The following is a 20,542-nucleotide window of genomic DNA, read 5'->3' on the forward strand; positions in this document are numbered from 1 at the left end:
CGTGCGACACGAGTCTTCGCGGAAACTCCGCGGCTGTGAACCCCTGGACACGATCCGTCGAGGGCTGTTCGCCCAAGGCGTCACCGGTCGCACGGCGGAGGCCCGGCGTCGAGCGTCCGCGGCACGGACCGCGTCCGGCCCCGGAGCCCCGGAACACGCGGCCCGCGGTGCGGACCGCGAGGTCTGCGGTCATGGCAGCTGCTGGAACATCGTCACGCCGATCGGGAAGATCAGCATGATGAAGTAGATGAACACGGTCAGGGTCCCCGGCACGGTCATGCGGACCGTCGCATCGTGCGCGATCTGCTGCTCGACGTCCAGCTGCGCGTCACGCATCGCCGCTGCCTTGGACTGCAGCTGGTCATGGATCGACGACCCCTGCGTCCCGGCGAGCTCGACGATCGACGCCACCTCGCCCAGCGCGTCGACCTCGACCTCGCTCCCCAGGTCCCGCAGCGCCGTCCAGGGCGGCTCGCCCTCCCAGCGCCCGCGCTCGAGGGCCTCCGCGATGCGCCGGAACGGCCAGGACTGGGCCACCTGCGCGGCCGCGAACGTCGCCTGCGTCGCCCCCGCGCCGGAGATCCGCTCGATCGCCAGCAGCTCCAGGTACGTCGACACGGCGCGCGTGAACTCCTGACGTGCCTTCCTCGCCCTGCTCCGCGCCTCCAGGTCCGGAAGGAACCAGGCACCGACAGCCAGCACGAGCGCCGCCCCGAACGGCAGTCCCACGGGCAGCCCGAGGTTCAGCATCCCTGCCATCAGGCCGATGAACGGCACACCCACCAGCACGACCACCGCGCCCAGCGCCTTGGACCCGTAGTGCTCGGTGGCGGTCTTCCCGATGAGGTCCAGGTCGGCCGCGGTCGGCCCGGCGCGCACGAGCAAGGGAAGCGGCAGCCGACGCTGAGCCCAGGCCCCGAACCGCTGGGTCACCTGTTCGGTGCGGCTCAGCCCGGAGTCGTCGTCGTCGGGCACCTCGATCGACGCGAGCTTGTCCTCGCCGCTCATCCGGTCGAGCGCAGACTGCAGCCCGGGCTGCGTCGGCACGAGGGCCCGGATCACGAGCCAGAGGCCCAGCCCGGCGATCGCGCCCGCGATCGCGGACGGCCAGATGCTGCCGAGGAACATCACGCGCCTCCCTCGTGCGGGAGGAACCGCGGGATCGGCTGCCCCATCGAGATCCGCCGCATCCACAGGAGGCACCCGCAGTACGCCCCGAACAGGGTGACCGCCACGATCTGCCCGACCGGGGAGTCGTACCCGTCGAGGTACCCCGTCATCGCGGTCCCGCCGAGCACGACGAGCGTCACCACCGTCACCCAGCGGACCGTCGCGCGGCCGGTCGCGCGCTCGGTCTCGATCTCGCGCCGGGCACGTGCCTGCGCGGACAGCGACTCCGCGAGCTGCTTGAGCGCGGGGGCGACGGCGCCGGTGCGGTTGTCGGACTCGAGGACCAGCGCGGAGGCGATCATGTCCGACGAGTAGTCGTCCATCTCGTCGGCCCAGCGGTACAGCGCCGGCTTGATCGGCTGCCGTGCCTCCAGCCGCGCGACGAGCCGCGCCAGCGACGGACGGACGGAGGGCGCGGCCGACGGCAGCGTCGCCGCGATCCCCTGCTCCAGCCCGACGGCGCCACCGCTCAGCACCCCGATCAGCGAGCGCACCCAGGCGGTCAGGTCGATGAGCTTCTCCACCTCGCTCGACTGCGTGGTGGTGCGGAACAGCGCCGGCAGCCCGACCACCATGACCGGCACGATCACGGCCAGCGACCACCAGCCGGTGAAGATCCCTGCCACGAGTCCCAGGCCGGCCGTGATCAGGACGGTCTTGCGCTTCGAGTACAGCGGCCCACCCTCGTCGAGCCCGAACAGCCGCAGCAGCCCGTCGAAGGGCCTGCCCGACGACGACGGCGGTCGCGGGGTGTCGTCACGCCTCAGCAGCCCGACGACGACGAGCCACGCCCCGATCCCGACCCCGAGGCCGGCGGCGACGGCGAGAAACGTGGTCACGTGACACCCCACAGACCCTCGTGGAAGTTGAGCAGGTTCCTGTCGAATCCGGCACCCTCCAGGTCGGCGAGGAACGACGGCGTGTGCGCGGGCACGGCACGGCCGTCCGGGCCGGGTCGGAACACGTCGGTGATCGCGACCGGGTTGCCGGCCTCGCCGCGCGTCACCTCGATGACCTCCGAGACGTACCGCGTGCGCCGCCCGGTGGTTGGGTCGATGTCGACGCGGAGGAACACGATGAGGTCGATCGACTGCGCCACCTGCCGGTACGCGTACGTCTCGCTGAGAGTGCTGTCCTGCACCGCCATGCCGACGAGCCGTTCGACGACGTCGCGGGCGCCGTCCGCGTGCACGGTGGAGAGCGAGCCGTTGCCCATCTGCATCGCCTGGAACATGGAGACGATCTCCGGGCCGCGGACCTCGCCGACGATGACGCGGGAGATGTTGTGGCGCAGCGACTCGTACACGTTGATGTTGGTGTCGATCTCACCGACCCGGCGCCCCGCCGTGTTCATCTCCCCCGATCCCTCGCGGGTACGGAGCGCCACGACCCGGCGATGCTTCGCCGGCTCGAGGTGCAGGTAGAGCTCGTAGTCGGTCTCGATGGTGGCGACCGACTCCCACGGCGAGAGGCTCGCGCAGAGCGCACGGAGCAGCGTCGTCTTGCCGGAGCCCTGGCCCTGGCCCGAGACCACCACCGACTTGCGCGCGCGGACCGCCGCCGCGAGGAACTCCTCCAGGACGGTGTCGACGGTCCGGGTGCTGCGCAGCACGCTCAGGTCGACGGACTGCAGGCGCTGGAGCCGGATGGTCACGCGCGGAGACGGCACCACCCAGCCGACCGCCGCCAGGCGCACACGGCCCGGCAGGTCCAGGTTGAGGAACGGGTTGGCGCGGGTGAAGGAGCGCTCGTTCGCCGGGTCGCGCGCGGCGAGGAACTGCAGGAAGTCGATGAGCTCGGCGTCCGAGTCCGCGATGGGCTCGGTGTAGACCCGGCGCCCGTCGCCCATCAGCATCAGCACGGACTGCGTGCCCGTGATCTCGATGTTCTCGACGTCCGGCGTGTCGATGAGCGGCTGCAGGCGACCGAGCCGGAACAGCGCGTCGAACAGCGCGCGCGTGATCTCGACCTGGTACTCCGCCGTCCACGGCCGTTCGCCGCCGGACAGCATCGCGTCGTTGTGGTCCCGGACCACCTGCTGGATGAGCTCCTGGCCGAGGGCCTCCCGCTCCTCCTCGTCCAGCTCGCGCGCCGCGAGGGCGTTGGTGAGCCGGGACGAGACCTCGCCGCGGAGGCTGTTCACCTGACGCCAGAACTCGGCGTCCCGGATCCCGCCGGGGTTCGACGCCTCGAGCGTCCGGATCTGCCGACCACCGAGGACCCAAGGGTCCGCCCCGCCCGAGCCGTTCCCGGCCGGCTGACCGACGTGCTGTGCGGCACCCTCCGGCGCGGCGCCGTGCCCGGGTGGACCGCCGGGAACCACGAACTCGGCGGTGCCAGGACGTTCGGCGGGAACCTGACCGCCGCGGTGCGGGAGCGCCTGGGGGCCTTCCCCCGCCCGCGCGGGGTTCGCGGCCGTCCAGGGGCCGGCGTTCGGGCGGCGGCCGCCCGGCTGGACGTCGGCCGGACGTCCCGCCGGGTGTGCGGGACGGCGACCCGCGGCCACCGCGCCGACCGCACCGCTCAGGCCCGCCGGGGGGGTCGTGGCGCCCTGTCGCTGCCCCGCGCCGTCGTACCCGGGCTCCGCGGGCTCTGCCCCGGGCGGCCGGCGGAGCTCCTCCGGCCGCCGCTCGGATCGTGCGTCGTCGCCGCCGAAGATCGGCAGGCCCTCCAGCTCGTTCGGTCTGGCGTTCATCGCCCGACACCTCCGGTCGCGCCGTTCACCCGCGCACCCGTCGAGAAGCGCTCCCGCCGGACGGCCGTACGTTCCTGGACTGCCGCGATCACCGGGCCCGCACTCCGGACCAGGGCCGACGAGCCCCACTTGCGACCGGTCGGCGAGCCGACCGACAGCACCTCGGCGTTCACCGGGTCCCACGCGATCGAACCGACGGTCCCGAGACCGAGCGTCCGGGCGATCTCCTTCGTGTCGTACGGCCGGCCAGGCCCGATCGTCAGCGCCGCGAGGTTCGTCAGGTCGCGCGCCGCGGCCTCGATCACGGACGTACGCGAGCGCACGAGCTCGCGGGTGACCGCGATGTCCGGCAGGCGCGAACCGGTCGTGAGGACCACCTGGTCGGCGAGGCGGAGCAGCGGCTCACGGTCGTCGCGCCCGGCCGGCCCGAGGCGCCCGAGGTCCACGATCACGTCCATGCCGCCGCGTTCCAGCGCGACGAGCTGGTTCGCGAGCGCCCCCCAGAGGTTCGCCACCGACGGCGCCAGGTGCGGGGACACGATGCCCGGCAGCACCTTCTTGTCCTGGTTGTTCTGGACGAGCGTGAGCGTCTGGTCCCACAGGGACGACTCGAGCTCGCCGTGGCTGTGCGCGATCGCGAGCCGGCTCAGCCCGCGGTCGTGCGCCAGCTGTCCGCGGAAGTACCCCGCGAGGATCGAGGCGCCCGAGAGGTCCGCCTCCACGAGCAGGACGGGGCGGGGCCAGGAGATCGCGAGCACGAGCGCTGTCGTGGTGGTTCCTGGCGAGCCCTTCGCGTTCGCGAGTGCGACGAGGGCCACGGGATCACCCGTCCCCGTTGGTCGCCGAGTCACCGGCGGCGGAGTCTCCGACGCCGCCTTCGCCGTTGGCGCCGCTGCCCTGACCGCCGCCTCCGGCCGGGGCGTCTTCCCCGCCCGCCGGGGCGTCCCCGGCGGCCTGCGACGTGTCGAGGACGAGGGCGACCCGTCCGGTCGCGGCGCGCGCCGCGAGCGCTGCGGCCTGGTTGTGGGCGACCTCGACGTCGACGACGGTCTGGTCGCCGATGGCGGCCGCGTGCGAGGTGACGACGACGGCCGGGATGGCGAACGGCTCCTCGACGGGCGCGTCGCCACCGTTGACAGGAGTCTCGATGACGCGCACCGGGTCGCCCGAGCGCAGCGGCGTCCCGGCCGGCATCTGGTTCGGCGTGAGCGCGACGCCGACGATGGAGTGGCCGGCGTCCGGTCGCAGCGTGGCCTCGTAGCTGGTCGCGGTGAGCAGGGACCCGGCGAGCAGGTCGGCGGTGGCACGCTGTCCGACGACGTCGTCGAGCGCGGTCGCGTCCACGGGGTCCAGCAGCGTGGGACCGGTGGGCAGGTCGACGCTGGTGAGATCGCCCGCGGCGATCTCCTGCCCGCGCGGGACGTCGGCCGTGACCGCCAGGACCTTGTGCGTCTGCCCCAGGGTGGTCGTGAGGTAGACGGACGCGAGGATGCCGAGCGCGACGAGGGCGATACCGAGCGCGATCACGGCAGGCCGACGACGACCGCGGGTGGGTTTCGACGGGGCCGGAGTCTTGGGGCCGGCCGCACGTGCGTCCTTGCCACTGGCCGGCGGGCTCGCGGTCCCGCCCACGCCGGTGCGTCTCGCACCGACGCTCGTCTCACTGCTCACTTGCTGTCCCCTCCCGGTCGTGTACTCCCGCAAGCAATCCTCGTGCACGCGGGCGAACCCGGCAGGTTGAACGGTAGCCGGACAACTCCGGGCAAGGGAAGGTCAAGCACAGTTCACATGCTGTGGAGATGCCCTGGATGTCGGGTAAACACCGGAAGGGGCCCTGACCTGGGAAAACGATCCGGGTGACGAGTTTTCACCCGGGCCTCGTCCGGCTTGGCCGTCTGTCGACCGAACCCGCCGGACGCGGGAGCTCACGATGCGACATGGGGGGCCGCCGACTGGAGGCGGACGACCCCCCATGCCAAGGGACGGGGCTTGTGTGGAAACCCCCGAGAGTCACGCACCCCCCAGTGGTTCTCCCGATGCCGTTCCACGGCCCTCGTCCTTCCGCCCGTCCGGTGATCCCCCAGACAGACCCCCGGTGCGGACGGCTTCGGCCAGCCTGCGAACCGCACGGCTCGCGCGCTGGCGAAGTGTGTCGTGCGAGATGCCGAGCTCGTCGGCAACCCGCTTCTGGTATGTACCCCGCCCGGTGCCAAGCTCGGCATACTCGGGCAGCTCTGGATCCGGAGCGTAGACGCGTGTGAGGAGGGACGCCTCTTCTGTTGTGATAACGCGGACGTCGATCCCCCAGGCGATCACGTCGAGGACCTCTCCGGTCGCTCCGAGCGACGCGCTGGCCAGCGAATACACCGCCGTTGACCCCTGCTCCTCCGGCTCCGGGCGCTCGAGGTGCGGCAGCACCGCCGCATCGGTGGGGATCTCCTCGACCCGCGCGCCGCGGCTGACGCGCGTACCGCGCGCGAACGGAGCCCGGTCTCCCACGACCCGGGTGAGCGTGTGGCCCTGGAGCCGCATCGCCACCCTGTCGACACGGTCGAGGTCGTAGGTGCAGATCGCGTCCCACATCGCCGCGGCCGCCTCCTGCTCCAGATCCTGCATGTCGCGGTAGTGGCGACGCGAGCGGCGCACGATGGTGCGTACCGCCGGGAGCATGCACTGCAGCACGGCGCGGCCGGCGGCGAAGCTCCCGTCGGCGTGCTCGACGAGGAGCGCGTGCAGCACGGTGTCCGCCTCGTCCGCGGTGAAGCGGACGGGCCTGCCGTCGGCGAGGCCGGAGAGCTGCGGGAAGCGGCGTGAGAAGCGGTCGATCTCGTCCGCGAAGGATCGCGTCGCCACGAGGTCCGCCCAGTCGTGGTCGAGCTCGGTCATGAGCGTGCCGGAGGCAGATGGGGACATGCCTGGCATGGACGTGACTCCTCGGATCTCTGGGCGGCGAGGTGCCGGAGCGCTGGTCAGCGCCTGGTCATCACCTCACCGGGGGACTGTTGCCCGCTACTGTTGCCCGCAGATTTACACTTGATGTGATCTGGGTCACATTAACGACTTGATGCGCAATCTTGGGGTCACACGAACCGCTGGCGACCCATTTGTTCGAGGTGACGAACACAGAGAGAAGATGCAGAGCAGGACGAGACGAGACCCGCACCGGTGACTGGGAGAAGCGAGATGAGCAAAGAGCCAGCCCCCGAGCTCCACCACGATGATGTGACCATGGAGCTCCTGCGCGACACGGCCGAGGTGCACGCCGTCCGCGGAGAGGTCAAGCCGGTCATCGAGGCACTGGTGGCCGCACTCACGCAGGACCCGCTCGGCAACGACGACACCGCGCACCAGATCGCGAACGCGCTGGAGAACCCACGGACGCGCAGCGCCCGCGCCGCACGTGCGCGGCTGGCGCGCGACCTGTCGAACGGCCTGCCCGACGAGGTGCGCACGCGATGACCTCACTCCTGACCGGGCGGCGCGGCAAGAAGCGCCCGGCAACGCCCACGGCTCTCCCGGCGCATCCCCAGCGCGCCGCGGACGGCCCCGGGACGCCGTCGTCGGAGAACCCCTGGCAGATCACGCAGGACGGATCCGCAGGAGCGCAGCCCGGCCCGACTCCCCCGTCGGACGATGCCGCGCCGCCGCAGGTGGTGGAGTGGTCGCAGGGCCCGGCGCTGGCCTCGAAGGCGTGGACCGCCCTGCTCGTGCTGGCGCTGGCGACCGGCCCGATCGCCCTCGTGTGGACGGTGCTCCGGCCGGCGCCCGAGTCCGGTGTGTCCGGCATCTCGACCGCCGACCAGGCGGCGACCGCGGCTGCCGGAGAGCGCGCGGTGGAGCTGACGGAGACGTGGCTGCGGGCGGATCGGGACGACCAGGCGCTGGTCTCGTCGCTGACCGAGGCCTCGGTAGGCACGCTGCCGGCCACCGGCCTGACGATCCGGGACAGCTCGGTCGCCGAGGTGCGGCCCGGGGAACCGGGTCCGTCGGGCACGACGTGGATGGTGACGGTCGGCGTGGACGTCGCGGAGCCGGCGCCGGGCCAGGCCGTACCCGCGAACGACGAGGGTTCGGGTGAGGGCTCGTCCTCCCGTGACGGCGGGTCCGGGGGGAGTTCCGAGGAGGACGCCGAGGAGCCCGTGCTCGTCTGGGTCCGCCGCTACTTCCAGGTCCCGGTGACCGTGCAACAGCCCACGGACGAGGACGAGCCGCTCACGGTGGCCGCTCTGGCGCTGCCCGCTCCGGTGTCGGGTCCGGCGTCGTCGGCCGACATCCCGGGCCTCGACTACCCGCGCACGATCCCGATCACGTCGGCCGCCGGTGAGTCCGTGGCGGCGTTCCTGGGCGCGCTGGTGGCGGGCGACGGTGAGATCACCCGCTACGTGCAGCCCGGCGCGAAGATCGATCCGGTCACACCGCCGCCGTACACGGAGGTCTCCGTGACGTCGATCGGCGGCTCGCACGACATCACCGACAACCCGGCCGACGGCGAGGGCACCCATGCCCTCGTCACGGCCGAGCTGACCCGTCCCGACGGGGAGAAGACCACCGCCCAGTACGTCCTGACGCTCATCGCGCGGGACGGTCGCTGGGAGGTGTCCGGCCTGGACAAGGCCGTCCGCACCGAGGTCGCCGGTCCCGGCGAGTCCGGTACCGAAGTAACCCAGTAGCAAGGAGAGGGAACCATGTTCACCGAGATCATGATCGCTGCCCCGGAAATGACCGCGGCAGCCCAGACGGTTCGTGCCGACGGCTTCCTCGACCTCATCACCGTGAAGTCCGAGGAGGTCAAGGCTGCTATTGAGTCCGTGACGTTTGTCGTCGTCATCCTCATGGTCGTCATCACCGCGGTGAAGACGAAGATGTCGATCGCTGCGATTCTCATGTCGGCGATCGTCGGCGGCATCGTGCTCTGGCTGGTCAACGGTGGCATCAACGTCACCAAGGACCTGACGGACGAGGAGTTCAGCATGCCCGCGGTCGTCAGTAGCACCACGGTCTGACACCGGCACGCACGAGGGGGTAGGACCTGGTGGACGAACCCGAGCTGGAGACCGCGAAGTTCTACACCCGCGCTCGGCGCATCCCCATGCTGGTGGGGAAGATGCCGAGCGGGGGGCGCATCTGGGGCGGCCCGTACACGATCACGCAGATCGGCGCGGGCGCCCTGGTGGGCTTCGTGCTGTGGAAGACGGCCCCGCTGTGGGCCCACCTCGGTGGGTTCATGAACGTGATCCTCGCGGCGGGGATCGTGATCGGCGCGGTGTGGCTCACCGGCAAGATTCCCAGCACCGGCCGCAACCCGGCGACGTGGGTGATGGACGCACTGAACCTCACGACGAACCCGGGGCGGATGTCGGGCGGACGCCTCGCGGTCCCGCGCCCGCGCCGGATCAGCCATCGGGTCATGGTGCTGCTGCCCGACGGAGACCGCGCGGCGCGGCTCGCGCGCACACGTGGGTGGACAGGTCCGGACCTGGTGCCGGTGGACGACGTGGACCGGCATGAGGTCGCCACCGGGACCAACGAGACTCCCTTGCCCCCGCTCACCCCGACGGACCTGGTCCGCGGCGACGAGCGGGACACCGCGTCGCTGACCGGCGTCGGCGAACTTCTCGCAGGCAAGCTCCGCAGGAAGGACGGCTGATGCTCAGTCACATCTCCGCCCTGACCGACGGCCTCATGTGGACCCGTTCCGGGACCGTGTGGGCCGTCTGGCGGGTGTCACCCATCCCCTACGCCTACCAACCCGACGACAAGAAGCACGCCGCGCGCCGGCACCACACCGCGCTGTACCGCGCACTGCGCGGCGAGTCGCTGCACCTGGGTCTGGTCGCAGCGACGGACCCGGTCTCCGTGGTGGAGGCGATGGTCGACGGCGTGGACGTGGCCGAGCACGAGGCGTGGGCCGCGGAGTGCAACGCGACCCTCGACTTCCTGGAGCAGATCGAGATCGGACGGCGGGTCCACTGGATCGCCGCGCCGCTCGCCAACCCGGGTGCCAAGGCGGTGCTGGAGCCGCTGCAGGCGAGCTGGGCGTCGCTGAAGGACCAGCTGATGCTGCCGCGCGCGGTGCCGTCGAAGCACGCGATCGGCGAGCGTGCCGCGCAGGCCGAGGCGCTGCGCAAGGAGATGCCGGGCGCCTTCGACCCCCGGCCGGCGTCGGTCGCGGAGATGGCCTGGATGTTCGGCCACGCGATGCAGCGCGGCCTGGGCCTGGACACGGACGTGCCGGTGCACGGGTCGCTGGACGCCGAGCTGCACCTGACCGGCTCCTCCGTGCTGCCGGGGATCCTCGTGGACCCTGCCGGGCAGACGGACTCGGCCAAGCGGCTGACCCCGATGCAGATCCTCAAGCGCCCCTACGTGAAGGTCATCGACCCGGAGAACCCCGACCGGGCGTCGTACCAGTCGACGCTCGTGGTCAGCGACACGCCGTCGGGCGGAATCGTGTACCCGGGCTGCGAGTGGGTCGGCCGGGTGGACGAGTCGAGCGTCCCGTGCGACTGGGCGATCCGGATGACCGTGCGGTCCCGTGAAGAGGTGACGGGCCGCAACCGGCGTGCCGTGCGCACCCTGAACGACCAGTTCGACCAGCGCTCCGAGGAGGAGCGTGCCGGGTCGTCCCTCGACAGCACCGCCCGCGCGCTCGGCGAGTACCAGGCGGTGATGGACGCCGACGAGCTCGAGGTCGAGGTCGACGCCACCACCATGTTCACGGTCTCCGGCCCGACCGCCGAGCAGGTGCTCGACGACGCCCGCGACCTCACCAAGTACTTCGCCGCCATGCAGTTCAAGCTGCGCAACGACCCGACGGTGCAGCCCGCGCTCTTCGACGCGACGCTGCCCGGCATACCGAACCCGCGCGCCGTGCGCGAGTACTCGCAGATCACCACGGCGCGCTCGTTCGCGGCAGCCGTCCCGTTCGCGACGACGGACCTGGGCGACACCTCGGGCTCGCTGTTCGCGCTGGAGATCAGCAACGGCGCCTCGCGCCCCAACCCGGTGTTCGTCAACCTGGGCGGCGCCTCGGACAAGCTGGACGTGGCCCTCGCCATGGGATTCGTCGGCGAGCTGGGATCGGGCAAGTCCGTCTCGATGAAGTCCGTCGCCATGGACAACGTGGACCGCGGAGCCACCCTCATGGCCGTCGACCACACGGAGATGGGCGAGTGGGGCATCGCGGTCTCGGAGATCCCGGGATCTCAGGTCGTGGAGATCTCGGAGGACGCGCAGCGCTCGCTCGATCCGCTGCGGATCCTTCCGCCGGCGCAGGCACCACGGGTCACGCGGTCGTTCCTCACGGTGCTGCTCAGCGTGCAGACCAAGTCCGAGCAGAACGTGCTGCTCTCCAAGGTGCTGCAGCCGGGTTACATGACCCGGCACGGCATCCGGTCGCTCGGCTCCCTCGCCCGGCACCTCGAGACCGACTGCGAGTTTCCCGGCGCCCGGATGCTCGCGGACGAGATGCGGATCTTCTCCGAGCTCGACTTCGGGAGCGCCGTCTTCGACGACTCCGTCCCGCCCGTCGACCTCGCCACGCCCGCGATCGTGCTGCACACGCACAAGATGCAGCTACCTTCCCGGGCCGACATGGAGCACGGCCACCTGTTCGCCGAGCTCAAGGCGGAGAAGGTGTTCGGCCGGGCCGCGTTCGCGCTGATCGCCGCGCTGGCGAGGTACCGCTGCTTCGCCGATCGCCGGCGGCTCGACATCTTCGCGGCCGACGAGGCGTCGAAGACCATGTCGTCGCCCGAGGCCGCCGAGGAGATCGGCATGTTCGTCCGGGACGGCCGCAAGCACAAGGCCGCCCTCCTGCTCGGCAGTCACGACGCCGAGGAGGACTTCGGCAACGAGGTGGTCCGCGGCCTCATCCCGTTCCGGGTGCTGCTCCGCCACCGTGACGAGAACCTTGCCCGACGCGGCCTGCGGTGGTTGCACGGTCTCCCGCCGGACGCCGCCGTCGACCCCCAGCTCGTCAAGCTGATCACCGAGGGCACCGCTCCCGTCGTGGACTCCGCCGTCGGCGTGCCCGAAGAGCGCCGCGGCGAGTGCCTCGTCCGCGACTTCCAGGCGCGCTACGGCCGGACCAAGGTCATGGCGCCGCTCGTCGAGAACCGTGCCGAGACCGTCAAGACGACCCCCACCAGCTCGACGGGATCGGTGGTCCGCTCATGATCGGGGCGCTCGTGGACATCGCGGTCCAGAGATCCGGTCACGCCGGGACCGGTGTCGTCGGTTCCGTCCTGCGCACCGCCGACGACGACGGCTCCTCCGCCGGAACCGCCGGCCTGCGCCTCGAGGACACGAGCGGCGTCTCGACCGACCGCTTCGTGCTGCAGTGGGACACCGGCTCGGCGTGGAACCCGATGAACGTGGACTCGGAGATCTTCTCCACGCTCGCGGGCATGTTCTGGTCCTGGTACCGCGACATCGTCGCCGTCCAGATCTGGGTCCTGGACTGGGTGCTCGGCATGGACTGGCTCGACTACGTGCTGTCCCCGCTGGCCGGCCTGAGCCTCATCGTCCAGGGAATGATCTCCCAGATCGGCCTGCTCAGCCTGACCCTCATCATCCTGGCGTTCGTGGTCGGGTTCTGGCTGCTCAAGGGCCGGTACGCGGGCGGGTTCATGGAGCTGATCATCGGCTGCATCATCGCGGCCCTCGCCACGGGATTCCTCGCCGACCCGATGGGCACGATCGGCGGCGACCGCGGCATCATCATGCAGTCGCGCGACGCCGGCATGGACATCGCCACCGGTTTCGCCACCGAGGGCGCCTCGTTCGAACGCGACGCCGCGGTGATCCGGGAAGGGCTCAAGGGCCAGCTCGTCGACACGCTGATCCGCACGCCGCACCAGATCATCAACTACGGCTCGATGATCGACGACACACGCTGCGAGGGAACGTACACCGACGCGGTCGGGACGGAGGACGCCGTCGAACGGATCGGCGACTGCGACGACCGGTACGCCGACGCCGCCTCGCAGATCGACGCGCCCAAGGTGGTCTCCACCCTGAGCCTGCTGAGCACCGGCTTCGTGTTCCTCCTGCTGAGCGTCGTGATCGTGGGCGGGACGCTGTTCGCCGTGGTGCTGCTGGGCTGGTCGGCGATCAAGCTCCTGTGGCAGCTTCCGGTCGGTGTCGTGTCCAGCGGCACGCGTGCCCAGCTGTTCCGCACCTTCGCGAGCATCGGGCTGGGCTGCATCCTCGTGGCGATGGCGACGATGTTCCTCGTCGCCTGGATGAAGATGCTGCTCGGCTTCTACGACGCCACCGACGGCATGCCGTTCCTCGTGCGGCTGTACCTGTTCAACACGCTCGTCGTCGCTGGTGCCGTGTTCTACGTGCTGATGGGCACGAGCGTGCGCGCGGGGCTGCGCGGCCTCGCCGACAAGCTCGCGGCCGCCGGCGTCCCGTCCCAGGTGGGCGAGCCACAGGCGATGCCGTGGGCGAACCAGGCAAAGTGGACCGAGCGCTACAACAAGGCGAAGGACTGGGCAGGCATCGGCCTCGGGCCCGTGCCCGCCACAGGCGCCGGGTCCGGTGCGGGAGGCGAGTCCGGCAGTTCCGGTGGCGACGGGACCACCGCGGGCGCGAGCCCGGCGGGGATGGACCTCGGCGGCCGGGCGGGAGGCGGCGCCGCAGGCACCGCGGCGGCCGGCGCCGCAGGTGCCGCCGTCGGCGCGGCCGCGGGTGCTGCGGCCGCCGGCAGACCCGACGGCGAGCCTGCCCCGGCCGACGGCACCGACGGTCGCACACCCGTCCCGACCGACGGTCGCTCCGCCGGCGAATGGTCCGAGGCCGCGAACACCATCCGTGAGCAGGACCGCGACGAGGTGCCCGCCGTGGTCGGTGGCCAGGAGCCGGGTTCGGACGCCAACATGCACGACAAGCACACCGACCAGCTCCCGCCGCGTACCGAGTCGGAGAAGCTGCGCGACCGCATGACGAACGCGACCCGGGCGGCCACGCGAACCGGCCTGCAGATGGGTGCGGCGGCGGCCACCGGCGGCACGGCCGCGGCGGCGGTGGGCGGGTCGCGCGCCCTGGGTTTCGTCCGGCGGGCGAAGAAGGTCGGCGGCGCCGTGCGCAGCGGCGCCCGGGCGGTGTCGAACCACTACCAGCGCCGGGCCGACCTGGAGCGGCGACTGGGAGGTGGCCGTGGTGTCCGTCAGGGCGGTGCTCCGGGCGTGGTGTCCTACCCGAGCGCCCGTGACCTGCGAAGGATGGGGCGCTGATGCGTAAGGTCGTGCTCGGTGTGGTGGCCGGCGTCGTCCTCGTGGTCGCGGCATGGATCGGCTGGCCCCGCGACGACGCCGGCGGCGAGGCCGACGAGTTCGCGAACCGGTCCGGGAGCACCGTCGAACAGGACGCCGGGAGCGGCGAGGGCACGACACCGCCGGGCGGCGAGGGCACGGACCCGTCGTCGGACCCGGACGGCGATGTCGATCCGGGCGACCCCGCGCTCGAGGTCGTCGAGGAACCCGAGTTCGACGCCGACGAGGAGCCGACGGAACAGGTCGAGGCGACCTGGGACGACGACGTCCGGGCGGCCGCACGCGCGGCGGCGACCGCCACGCTGACCGCGTTCTCGGACGCCGACCGGTCCGCCGACGCCTGGTGGAAGGACCTGTCACCGCTGCTCACGCCACAGGCGCGGGCTGTCTACGAGGACATCGACCCGCGGAACGTGCCGGTGCGCGAGGTGACCGGGGCCGCGAAGGTCGCCGACGAGTCGTCGACCCTGCTCACCGAGGTCACCGTGCCGACCGACGTCGGCGCCTACACCGTCATGCTCGTCCGGGCCGACGGTGGTTCGCCCTGGCTCGCGGAGCAGATCAGGCCGCCGTCGTGAGCGGATCGCAGCCGGTGGGCCGGGGTGGCCGGCTCGCGGCCAGGGCGCTGGGCAGGGCCGCACGGCGGGCGGCGAGGTCGGGCAAGGCCCCGAAGAAGAACGACTCCACGAAACGGGCGATGCTCGTGCTCGGCGTGCTGGGCGCGGCGGTGCTCGCGCTGCCTGTCGCGCTGGTCGCCATGGTGGTGCTGATCGCCGGGATGGTCGGCGGGCAGCAGGGCGCGGGCGGTGCCGGGTGCGGGATCTCCGGCGCGGTGGTGGTCGCCGAGGGCACGGACGGCGGGGAAGGGGCCGAACAGGTCGCCGCGGGCGGGTTCACGGGTGAGCAGCTGCAGAACGCTGCCGTGATCCTGCAGGTCGGGGCCGAGCGCGGGGTGCCCGCGAAGGCGCAGGCGATCGCTGTGATGACGGCACTCGGTGAGTCGGGCATGCGGAACCTGACCTATGGCGACGACATCGTCGGGGTGCGGAACCCCGACGGCTCCCTGACGTCCTCGATCGGGATGTTCCAGGAGCAGAAGTGGTTCGGGACGACGCAGGAACGGCTGGACCCGGTGGCTTCCTCGGGCCGCTTCTACGACCGGCTGCTCGCGGTCGAGGGCTGGCAGGCGATGGAGCCGACCATCGCGGCGCACAAGGCGCAGCGGAACGCCGACCCCTACCACTACGCACCGCAGTGGGACCGGGCGATGCAGGTGATGCAGCTGGTCAGCGGCGCGGACGAGCAAGACCTGGAGGCGCTGTCGGCGTCCATCCAGGGGGCCTCCCCGGGGGCGCCGTGCCTGAGCGGGTCGATCGGTCAGGCCGCGGTGAGTGCCGGCGGGTGGGCGAACCCTGCCGTGGGGGCGAAGGCGTCCGGGTACGGGCCGCGCAGCACCGGGATCGTGGGAGCGTCGCGGTTCCACCAGGGGCAGGACATCTCGGCGTCGTGCGGGACCCCCGTCTACGCGGCCGCCGCCGGGCGCGTGGTGATCTCCGGCGGAACCGGCTGGGGAACGGGAAACACCATCCGGATCGAGCACGGGCTCGGGCTCGACTCGACGTACGGGCACCTGCTCACCGGGACGAACGCGGTCAACGTCGGGGACGTCGTGGAGGCGGGACAGCAGATCGCGTCGATGGGCGGGGACTCCCGGATCGACCCGGCCGGGGCGGGCACGTCCTCGGGTTGCCACCTGCACTACGAGGTGCGGATGAACGCGCAGGCCATCGATCCGGAACCGTTCATGGCCCAGCAGGGCGTGACGCTGGGGTCGGCCACGCCGGCGCAGGTCCCGGAACCGATGGAGCCTGGCGAAGGCCCTTCGGACGACCCCGCCCAGGCAGCTCCCTGACCCGGACCTTCCGCCTCATCACGAAACCTCCGGCGACGACCGATGAGTTCTGCTCGTGGCGGACGTCTCCAGTAAAGAGGTCGCTTTCGCGGGCGGGAATACCTGACCATGGATGTGCGTCGTACTGACGTAGGTCGTGCGCAAGGGTGCTCGCGGTCTCGGCCCCCCACATTTTTTGCTCCAGAGAGGGACCCCGACATGAGCGCACGAACCGATACGATCGACGGGATCGACGGGAGTTCTCCGGCCGCGCCCGGGGGTGCGGCCGGAGTCGGGCAACCGGAGCACACGGTGAAGCCGCCGGCAGCAGGGGCGGCGATCAAGCTGGCACCCGGACACTTCCGGGTCATCGCCCTGCTGATGGTGTCCGCGTTCACCGTGATCCTCAACGAGACCACGATGACGATCGCGCTCCCCGAGATCATGGCCGATCTGGGCATCACGGAGACGACCGGTCAGTGGCTCACCACAGCGTTCATGCTCACCATGGCCGTTGTCATCCCGGCCACCGGCTATCTGATCAACCGGTTGGGCACGCGGAACGCCTACATCCTGGCGATGTCCGTGTTCACCACGGGGACCCTGCTCGGTGCGATCGCGCCCAGCTTCGGGTTCCTGGTCGGCGCGCGGGTCGTGCAGGCGATGGGCACCGGGATCATGATGCCGCTACTCATGACCACGATCATGACGATCGTCCCGCCGCAGATCCGCGGCAAGGTCATGGGCAACATCACGCTGGTCATCGCCCTGGCTCCCGCGACGGGGCCGACCATGTCGGGCGTCGTCGTCGACCTCGCCGGGTGGCGGGCTGTGTTCGCCGTCGTCGTTCCGGTCGCCCTGATCGCCCTGACGGCGGGGATCGTCTGGATCCGCAACGTGTCGGAGAAGGAAGTCCACCCGATCGACCCCCTGTCGATCCTGCTCTCGCTGGTCGGCTTCGGCGGCATCGTCTGGGGCCTGTCCGAGCTGGGCGAGTCTGCGAACGGCGCGGGCGTCGTGAACCCGTACCTGCCGCTCGGACTCGGGGTCGTCGCACTCGGTCTCTTCATCCGGCGTCAGCTCTCCCGGCAGCGGACCGACTCGGCGCTCCTCGATCTGCGCACCTTCCGCTCCGGCAACTTCCGCGTGGCGGTGGGGATCATGGCCATCGCGATGATCGCCATGTTCGGCGCGATGATCCTGCTGCCGCTGGTGCTCCAGGAGGCCCTGGGCTACTCGGCGACCTGGGCGGGGCTCGTCGTCCTGCCGGGTGGTCTGGCGATGGGGCTGCTGGGTCCGGTGGTCGGCCGCCTGTACGACAAGCACGGCCCGCGGCCCCTCATGGTGCCGGGCCTGACGGCCGTCGCGGCCGCGGTCGCCCTGCTCGCGACGATCAGCACCGGCACCCCGCTGTGGTTCGTCGTCATGGCGCAGCTTCTGCTGATGGTCGGCCTGAGCTTCACCTTCACGCCGCTGTTCAGCTCGGCGATGGGCGACCTCGCCCAGCACCTGTACTCGCACGGCTCCGCCACGATCAACACCGTGCAGCAGGTCGCGGGCGCGGCGGGCACGGCACTCTTCGTCGCGCTGATGACCATCCGCTCGACCACGCTGGAGGACGACGGCGCGTCAGCGGCGGAAGCTCTCACCGGTGGCGCACGGCTGGCGTTCACGGTGGGCGCCGCCGTCGTGGTCGGCGCGATCGTCCTGGCCCTGCGAATCAAGCGGGTCGAGACGGAACCGGCTCACTGATCCCGGCGGCGGATCCGGTGACCCGGCCGCCCACACCCGCGATGCGCCGGCTGCTGCCCAGCAGCCGGCGCATCGCGCGTTCTCGGGTGTGCAGCATCTCAAGCAAGGGCTTGCCTTCGTGTCTACACTTCGGACATGACCGAGGTACGGGTCTTCGCCGGTTCGACGGGTCAGCGCTTCGCCCAGAAGATGTGTGCTGACCTCGGTGTCCCCTTGAGTCCGGTCGAGATCAGCCGCTTCGCGAACGACTGCCTCCAGGCGCAGCTCATGGAGAACTGCCGCGAGCGCGACGTCTACCTCGTGCAGCCCGTCATCACCCCCACGCAGGAGAGCCTGATGGAGCTGCTGCTGATGATCGATGCCGCGAAGGGCGCGTCGGCGCGACGCATCACGGCGGTCATGCCGCACTTCGCGTACGCGCGTTCCGACAAGAAGGACGCCCCCCGCATCTCGATCGGCGGCCGGCTCGTCGCGGACCTGCTGGAGACGGCCGGCGCGGGCCGCGTCCTCACCATGACGCTGCACGCCCCACAGGTGCACGCGTTCTTCCGCGTCCCGGTGGATCAGCTCAACGCCCTGCGGGAGCTGGCGTCCCACTTCACGTCGAACGACCTGTCGAAGACGACGGTCGTCTCTCCCGACCTCGGCAACGCCAAGCCGGCCAGCGCGTTCGCCAAGATGCTCGGCGTCCCGGTGGCGGCGGCGGCCAAGGAACGTTTCCACGGCGACCGCGTCGAGATCACGTCCCTGATCGGTGACGTCGCGGGCCGCGACATCATCGTGCTCGACGACGAGGTGGCGGGCGGCACGACCATCACGGCGATCCTCGACCTCCTGCGGGAGCACGGCGCCCGTTCGGTCCGCATCGCGTGCACGCACGGGATCTTCGCGGGCAACTCCCTCTACCGGATCGCCGACGACCCCGACGTCGTCGAGATCGTCACCACGGACACCGTCCCGTCCACGGAGCTCGTCGCCCATGACAAGCTCACCATCATCACCGTCGCCCCGGCCTTCGCCGAGGCCGTCCGCCGCATCCACTCGGGCGAGTCGGTCAGCGCGCTCTTCGACCCCACCCACGTCTGAGGCCGGCGGTTCCGTCGGCCGGCGCCACCGGCCCCGGGCCGCGGGGACCCGGGCCGGTCGGCGCTCTCACCCGTCGGCCCGCTTCCCCCACCACTTCTTGAGCTCCTCGGTGGCGACCTCGACGCCGAGGGGACCGTGCTCCATCCGCAGCCCGAGCAGGTGCTTGTACGCCTGCCCGATCTCGCGTCCGGGTCCGATCCCGAGGATCTCCATGATCTGGTTCCCGTCGAGGTCGGGCCGGATGGAGTCGATCTCCTCCTGCTCGCGGAGCGTCACGATCCGCTGCTCGAGGTCGGTGTACGCGTCGGACAGCCGCTTCGCCTTGCGCCGGTTCCGGGTGGTGCAGTCAGCGCGGGTCAGCCGGTGCAGCCGTTCGAGCAGCGGCCCGGCGTCGGTCACGTACCGCCGCACTGCCGAGTCGCTCCACGCCCCGTCGCCGTACCCGTGGAACCGCAGATGCAGCTCGACGAGCCGCGCGACGTCCTTCACCACCTGCTTCTCGTACTTCAGCGCGCGCAGCCGCTTCGACACCAGCTTCGCGCCCACCACCTCGTGGTGGTGGAACGACACTCCCCCTCCCGGCTCGAACCTCCGCGTGGCGGGCTTGCCGACGTCGTGCAGCAGCGCGGCGAGGCGCAGCACCAGGTCGGGGGCCGGTACGGCCCCGTCGGGCCCGGTCTCCTGCGCGATCGCCTGGTCCAGCACGATCAGCGAGTGCTCGTACACGTCCTTGTGCCGGTGATGCTCGTCGATCTCCAGCTGCAGCGCCGGGAGCTCGGGCAGCACGTGGTCGGCCAGCCCGGTGTCGACGAGGACCTCGAGCCCGGCACGCGGGTTCGAGGACGTCACCAGCTTGCTCAGCTCGGCCTGCACACGCTCGGCCGAGACGATCTCGATCCGCCCGGCCATCGCGACCAGCGCTGCGAGCGTTCCTTGTTCCACGTGAAACGACAGCTGTGCGGCGAACCGTGCGGCACGCATCATGCGCAGCGGATCGTCGTCGAACGAGCGCTCCGGCGCGATCGGCGTGCGCAGCACCTTGCGCGCGAGATCGATCAGCCCGTCGTGCGGGTCGACGAACGTGAGGTCCGGGAGGCGCACCGCCATCGCGTTGACCGTGAAGTCGCGGCGCGAGAGGTCGCCGTCGAGCGACCTGCCGAACTCGACCAGCGGCTTGCGCGAGTCCGGGTCGTACCGGTCGGTGCGATAGGTGGTCACCTCGACGACGACGTCGCCCTTCCGCGCGCCGATCGTGCCGAACTCCTTGCCGATGTCCCAGTGGGCGTCGCCCCAGGCGGCGAGCAGGTGCTGCGTCTCGTCGGGGGTCGCCGACGTCGCGAAGTCGAGGTCGTTGCTCGCACGGCCGAGGAACGCGTCCCGGACCGGACCGCCGACGAGCGAGAGCTCGTGCCCCTCGGCGCGGAACACCTCGCCGAGGTCGATCGCGGCCGGGGCCATCTCGGTCAGTACGCCGAGCGCGCGGCGCAGCAGATCCAGCTCGGGCTTGGCAGAAGGGGTTGACACGAGCACCGATTCTCCCAGACGCGGCACACCGGTGGCAGAGCCGACCGGGATGCCGGAGCAACGGGTCGGGACGGGCCCGCCCGGCGCACCGGCACGGGGCGCGCGGGCGCCGCCGTCGGCAGGTCCGCGCGCCCGCCCGAGCAG

The 20,542-nt window shown here is 71.3% G+C and carries 17 protein-coding genes; 10 read left to right on the top strand and 7 right to left on the bottom strand.

The window, feature by feature from the left end; translation table 11 throughout:
* Positions 1–189: 189 nt before the first annotated feature.
* The 6 genes from ACYU96_RS19585 to ACYU96_RS19610 form a co-directional block, all read right to left on the bottom strand.
* A complete protein-coding gene (locus tag ACYU96_RS19585) occupies positions 190–1,128 on the bottom strand; it encodes a hypothetical protein (RefSeq protein ID WP_460757473.1) in 939 nt (312 codons plus the stop codon).
* Positions 1,128–2,009, bottom strand: a complete 882-nt coding sequence (locus ACYU96_RS19590; RefSeq protein ID WP_460757476.1) for a type II secretion system F family protein — start codon at positions 2,007–2,009, stop codon at positions 1,128–1,130. The genes ACYU96_RS19585 and ACYU96_RS19590 overlap by 1 nt, the downstream gene beginning before the upstream one ends.
* Entirely contained in the window at positions 2,006–3,865 is a 1,860-nt protein-coding gene (locus ACYU96_RS19595; protein ID WP_460757479.1) for a CpaF family protein, read from the bottom strand. Before ACYU96_RS19595 ends, ACYU96_RS19590 begins: the two co-directional genes overlap by 4 nt.
* Positions 3,862–4,683 carry a hypothetical protein gene (locus ACYU96_RS19600; protein WP_460757482.1) on the bottom strand — a complete coding sequence of 274 codons (822 nt, stop codon included), beginning with the start codon at positions 4,681–4,683 and terminating at the stop codon, positions 3,862–3,864. Before ACYU96_RS19600 ends, ACYU96_RS19595 begins: the two co-directional genes overlap by 4 nt.
* 4 nt (positions 4,684–4,687) lie before the next feature.
* Positions 4,688–5,536 carry an SAF domain-containing protein gene (locus tag ACYU96_RS19605; protein WP_460757485.1) on the bottom strand — a complete coding sequence of 283 codons (849 nt, stop codon included), beginning with the start codon at positions 5,534–5,536 and terminating at the stop codon, positions 4,688–4,690.
* A 339-nt stretch (positions 5,537–5,875) separates the two neighbouring features.
* Positions 5,876–6,787 carry a hypothetical protein gene (locus tag ACYU96_RS19610; protein WP_460757488.1) on the bottom strand — a complete coding sequence of 304 codons (912 nt, stop codon included), beginning with the start codon at positions 6,785–6,787 and terminating at the stop codon, positions 5,876–5,878.
* A gap of 261 nt (positions 6,788–7,048) precedes the next feature.
* Between ACYU96_RS19610 and ACYU96_RS19615 the strand changes: the two genes are divergently transcribed.
* The 10 genes from ACYU96_RS19615 (at position 7,049) to ACYU96_RS19660 (ending at position 18,874) form a co-directional block, all read left to right on the top strand.
* Positions 7,049–7,324 carry a hypothetical protein gene (locus tag ACYU96_RS19615; RefSeq protein WP_460757491.1) on the top strand — a complete coding sequence of 92 codons (276 nt, stop codon included), beginning with the start codon at positions 7,049–7,051 and terminating at the stop codon, positions 7,322–7,324.
* Complete coding sequence (locus ACYU96_RS19620) at positions 7,321–8,535, top strand: hypothetical protein (protein ID WP_460757494.1); 1,215 nt, start codon at positions 7,321–7,323, stop codon at positions 8,533–8,535. The genes ACYU96_RS19615 and ACYU96_RS19620 overlap by 4 nt, the downstream gene beginning before the upstream one ends.
* Before the next feature lie 15 nt (positions 8,536–8,550).
* Positions 8,551–8,868 carry a hypothetical protein gene (locus ACYU96_RS19625; protein ID WP_460757497.1) on the top strand — a complete coding sequence of 106 codons (318 nt, stop codon included), beginning with the start codon at positions 8,551–8,553 and terminating at the stop codon, positions 8,866–8,868.
* 29 nt (positions 8,869–8,897) lie between these two features.
* Positions 8,898–9,512, top strand: coding sequence for a hypothetical protein (locus ACYU96_RS19630; protein WP_460757499.1), 615 nt, complete (start codon positions 8,898–8,900; stop codon positions 9,510–9,512).
* Positions 9,512–12,043, top strand: coding sequence for an ATP-binding protein (locus ACYU96_RS19635; protein WP_460757502.1), 2,532 nt, complete (start codon positions 9,512–9,514; stop codon positions 12,041–12,043). Before ACYU96_RS19630 ends, ACYU96_RS19635 begins: the two co-directional genes overlap by 1 nt.
* Positions 12,040–14,106 (top strand): hypothetical protein, encoded by a 2,067-nt coding sequence (locus ACYU96_RS19640; RefSeq protein ID WP_460757505.1) that lies wholly within the window; start codon positions 12,040–12,042, stop codon positions 14,104–14,106. Before ACYU96_RS19635 ends, ACYU96_RS19640 begins: the two co-directional genes overlap by 4 nt.
* Positions 14,106–14,723 carry a hypothetical protein gene (locus tag ACYU96_RS19645; protein WP_460757508.1) on the top strand — a complete coding sequence of 206 codons (618 nt, stop codon included), beginning with the start codon at positions 14,106–14,108 and terminating at the stop codon, positions 14,721–14,723. Before ACYU96_RS19640 ends, ACYU96_RS19645 begins: the two co-directional genes overlap by 1 nt.
* Positions 14,720–16,057: a M23 family metallopeptidase gene (locus tag ACYU96_RS19650; protein ID WP_460757511.1), complete on the top strand. Its 1,338-nt coding sequence runs from the start codon at positions 14,720–14,722 to the stop codon at positions 16,055–16,057. Before ACYU96_RS19645 ends, ACYU96_RS19650 begins: the two co-directional genes overlap by 4 nt.
* Positions 16,058–16,255: 198 nt before the next feature.
* Positions 16,256–17,788: an MDR family MFS transporter gene (locus ACYU96_RS19655; RefSeq protein ID WP_460757514.1), complete on the top strand. Its 1,533-nt coding sequence runs from the start codon at positions 16,256–16,258 to the stop codon at positions 17,786–17,788.
* A gap of 135 nt (positions 17,789–17,923) precedes the next feature.
* Complete coding sequence (locus tag ACYU96_RS19660; protein ID WP_460757517.1) at positions 17,924–18,874, top strand: ribose-phosphate diphosphokinase; 951 nt, start codon at positions 17,924–17,926, stop codon at positions 18,872–18,874.
* A 66-nt stretch (positions 18,875–18,940) separates the two neighbouring features.
* Here ACYU96_RS19660 and ACYU96_RS19665 read toward each other — a convergent pair whose 3' ends face one another.
* Positions 18,941–20,398, bottom strand: coding sequence for a CCA tRNA nucleotidyltransferase (locus ACYU96_RS19665; protein ID WP_460757521.1), 1,458 nt, complete (start codon positions 20,396–20,398; stop codon positions 18,941–18,943).
* Positions 20,399–20,542: the final 144 nt, after the last annotated feature.

The sequence above is a fragment of the Myceligenerans cantabricum genome (genome assembly GCF_054777735.1).

Excerpts from the sequence above, each read along its gene's own strand:
- ACYU96_RS19640 (WP_460757505.1), top strand. The coding sequence starts at position 12,040 with ATGATCGGGGCGCTCGTGGACATCGCGGTCCAGAGATCCGGTCACGCC.
- ACYU96_RS19620 (WP_460757494.1), top strand. The coding sequence starts at position 7,321 with ATGACCTCACTCCTGACCGGGCGGCGCGGCAAGAAGCGCCCGGCAACG.
- ACYU96_RS19610 (WP_460757488.1), bottom strand. The coding sequence starts at position 6,787 with ATGCCAGGCATGTCCCCATCTGCCTCCGGCACGCTCATGACCGAGCTC.
- ACYU96_RS19635 (WP_460757502.1), top strand. The coding sequence starts at position 9,512 with ATGCTCAGTCACATCTCCGCCCTGACCGACGGCCTCATGTGGACCCGT.
- ACYU96_RS19585 (WP_460757473.1), bottom strand. The coding sequence starts at position 1,128 with ATGTTCCTCGGCAGCATCTGGCCGTCCGCGATCGCGGGCGCGATCGCC.
- ACYU96_RS19660 (WP_460757517.1), top strand. The coding sequence starts at position 17,924 with ATGACCGAGGTACGGGTCTTCGCCGGTTCGACGGGTCAGCGCTTCGCC.
- ACYU96_RS19615 (WP_460757491.1), top strand. The coding sequence starts at position 7,049 with ATGAGCAAAGAGCCAGCCCCCGAGCTCCACCACGATGATGTGACCATG.
- ACYU96_RS19595 (WP_460757479.1), bottom strand. The coding sequence starts at position 3,865 with ATGAACGCCAGACCGAACGAGCTGGAGGGCCTGCCGATCTTCGGCGGC.
- ACYU96_RS19625 (WP_460757497.1), top strand. The coding sequence starts at position 8,551 with ATGTTCACCGAGATCATGATCGCTGCCCCGGAAATGACCGCGGCAGCC.
- ACYU96_RS19645 (WP_460757508.1), top strand. The coding sequence starts at position 14,106 with ATGCGTAAGGTCGTGCTCGGTGTGGTGGCCGGCGTCGTCCTCGTGGTC.
- ACYU96_RS19655 (WP_460757514.1), top strand. The coding sequence starts at position 16,256 with ATGAGCGCACGAACCGATACGATCGACGGGATCGACGGGAGTTCTCCG.